The 2383-nt window shown below is 67.2% G+C and carries 2 protein-coding genes; both read left to right on the top strand.

Annotation, left to right across the window (positions count from 1 at the left end; genetic code table 11):
• Nucleotides 1–86: 86 nt before the first annotated feature.
• Nucleotides 87–686 (top strand): 3-isopropylmalate dehydratase small subunit, encoded by a 600-nt coding sequence (gene leuD / locus ACTIIH_RS10120; protein WP_025777349.1) that lies wholly within the window; start codon nt 87–89, stop codon nt 684–686.
• Nucleotides 687–891: 205 nt separating this feature from the next.
• Nucleotides 892–2208 (top strand): UDP-N-acetylglucosamine 1-carboxyvinyltransferase, encoded by a 1317-nt coding sequence (gene murA / locus ACTIIH_RS10115; protein WP_441451639.1) that lies wholly within the window; start codon nt 892–894, stop codon nt 2206–2208.
• The last annotated feature ends 175 nt before the right edge of the window (nt 2209–2383 follow it).

Here is a 2383-nt window from a genome sequence, read left to right as displayed (position 1 = left end):
GCCGAACCCGTGGAATGGGCCGACGACCGCCTGTCCCTGACCCTGACACCCGTCTCGGCGAACGACTGAAGTAGGAGGAGACAGCCATGGAAGCTTTCACCACCCACACCGGCATCGGCGTTCCTCTGCGCCGATCCAATATCGACACCGACCAGATCATCCCCGCGAAGTTCCTCAAACGCGTCACCCGCACCGGATTCGAAGACGCCCTGTTCTACCGCTGGCGGACCAGTGACGACTTCGTCCTCAACGACCCGAACTTCGCGTCCGGCTCCGTCCTCGTCGCCGGCCCCGATTTCGGCACCGGATCCTCGCGTGAACACGCCGTCTGGGCGCTCAAGGACTATGGTTTCCGCGTCGTCCTGTCCTCTCGCTTCGGCGACATCTTCCGGGGCAACTCCGGCAAGGAGGGCCTGCTGGCAGCTCAGCTGGAACAGGCCGACATCGAGCTGATCTGGAAGATCCTCGAGAACCATCCCGGCACCCCGATCACCGTGGATCTGAACGAGAAGACCGTGACATGCGACACCGTCACCGTGTCGTTCCAGATCGACGACTACACGCGCTGGCGCCTGCTCGAAGGTCACGACGACATCAGCCTCACCTTGGCCAAGGAAGACGAGATCGTCGCCTACGAATCCTCCCGCTTCGCCTTCAAACCCACGACCCTGCCCGCCAAGGTCTGAGACTCGCCGAGGCGGCCCACCGCCGCCATCGGACCCCCACCGAGGCGGCCCGCCGCCACGGTCGGACGCGACCTCGGCGCCGGCTTGAGCGAATCGGTGGGATACCGTCGGCTGGGTTAGTCTAGGACGGTGCCCGCCGCAATCAGCGGGCACCGTCTCCGGGTGGAAGCCCGCTCGGATCCGATCATCGGAATCAGGGAGGAACATGCTCGAAGTACGTGGGGGAAACCCGCTGGACGGCACCGTCCGCGTCCGCGGCGCCAAGAACCTGGTGCCCAAGGCGATGGTGGCCTCTCTGCTCGGCGAGACCCCGTCCGTGCTGCGCGGCGTGCCCCAGATCCGCGACGTCGAGATCGTCACCGGACTCCTCGAACTCCACGGAGTCCGCGTCACCGCCGGCCCCGACGGAGACCAGCCCGACGGCGAACTCCATCTCGACCCGGCCGAAGTGGCTCAGGGCTCGATCGTCGACATCGACGCCCACGCCGGATCCTCACGCATCCCCATCCTCTTCTGCGGACCTCTCCTGCACAGCCTCGGCCAGGCATTCATCCCCGACCTCGGCGGCTGCCATATCGGCGACCGCCCTATCAACTTCCACCTCGATGTGCTCCGCAAGTTCGGAGCCGAGGTCGACAAGACCCCCGGCGGCATCATGCTCAAGGCGCACAGCCGCCTGCAGGGAACCAAGGTCGAACTGCCCTATCCCTCCGTCGGAGCCACCGAACAGGTGCTGCTGACCGCGGTGCGCGCCGAAGGCGTGACCGAGCTGCGGGGTGCGGCCATCGAACCGGAGATCATGGATCTCATCGCGCTGCTGCAGAAGATGGGCGCGATCATCACCGTCGACACCGAGCGTGTGGTGCGCATCGAAGGCGTCGACACCCTCCGTGGGTTCAGCCACCGCGCCCTCCCCGACCGCAACGAGACCGCGTCCTGGGCCTCGGCGGCACTCGCCACCGGCGGAGACATCTTCGTCGCAGGCGCCAGCCAGCCGGAGCTCATCACCTTCCTCAACGTCTTCCGCAAGATCGGCGGCGAATTCGAGGTGCAGGAGAACGGCATCCGCTTCCGCCATCCCGGCGGCAAACTCCGATCCTTCGCGCTGGAGACCGACGTCCACCCCGGCTTCATGACCGACTGGCAGCAGCCGCTGGTCGTCGCGATGACTCAGGCCGAGGGGCTGTCGATCATCCATGAGACCGTGTACGAGAACCGGTTCGGCTTCACCGACGCCCTGCGCGATATGGGTGCGCAGATCCAGCTCTACCGCGAATGCCTCGGCGGCACCCCCTGCCGCTTCGGGAGGCGGAACTACCAGCACTCGGCCGTGATCTCGGGGACCACCGACCTCACTGGCACCCGCATCGACGTCCCCGATCTGCGCGGCGGCTTCAGCCACCTCATCGCCGCGCTGGCCGCCCGGGGTACGAGCGAAGTCCACGGCATCGAACTCATCAACCGCGGCTACGAGAACTTCCTCGACAAGCTCATCGGACTCGGCGCCGAGGTGTCCGCATGAGGGCTGAACCCTCGCCCCGGGCCGCCCACGAGCCGAAGCCCCTCGTCGCGTTCGACCCCGCCTCGGTGCGCTCGCAGAACCGGGCGGGCACCGTCGCCGCCACGGCGGCCTTCGGACTCATGCGCACGGCCACGAGGATGAGCGTGCGGGGGACCGAGCACCTGCCGCCGGCCGG

It is taken from the genome of Brevibacterium sp. (assembly GCF_052105255.1).
In the GTDB taxonomy this organism is placed as follows: Bacteria; Actinomycetota; Actinomycetes; order Actinomycetales; family Brevibacteriaceae; genus Brevibacterium; species Brevibacterium linens_B.
Note: the sequence above shows the minus strand (reverse complement) of the source record. Positions and strands in the feature narration are given on the sequence as shown.

Excerpts from the sequence above, each read along its gene's own strand:
- leuD (WP_025777349.1), top strand. The coding sequence starts at position 87 with ATGGAAGCTTTCACCACCCACACCGGCATCGGCGTTCCTCTGCGCCGA.
- murA (WP_441451639.1), top strand. The coding sequence starts at position 892 with ATGCTCGAAGTACGTGGGGGAAACCCGCTGGACGGCACCGTCCGCGTC.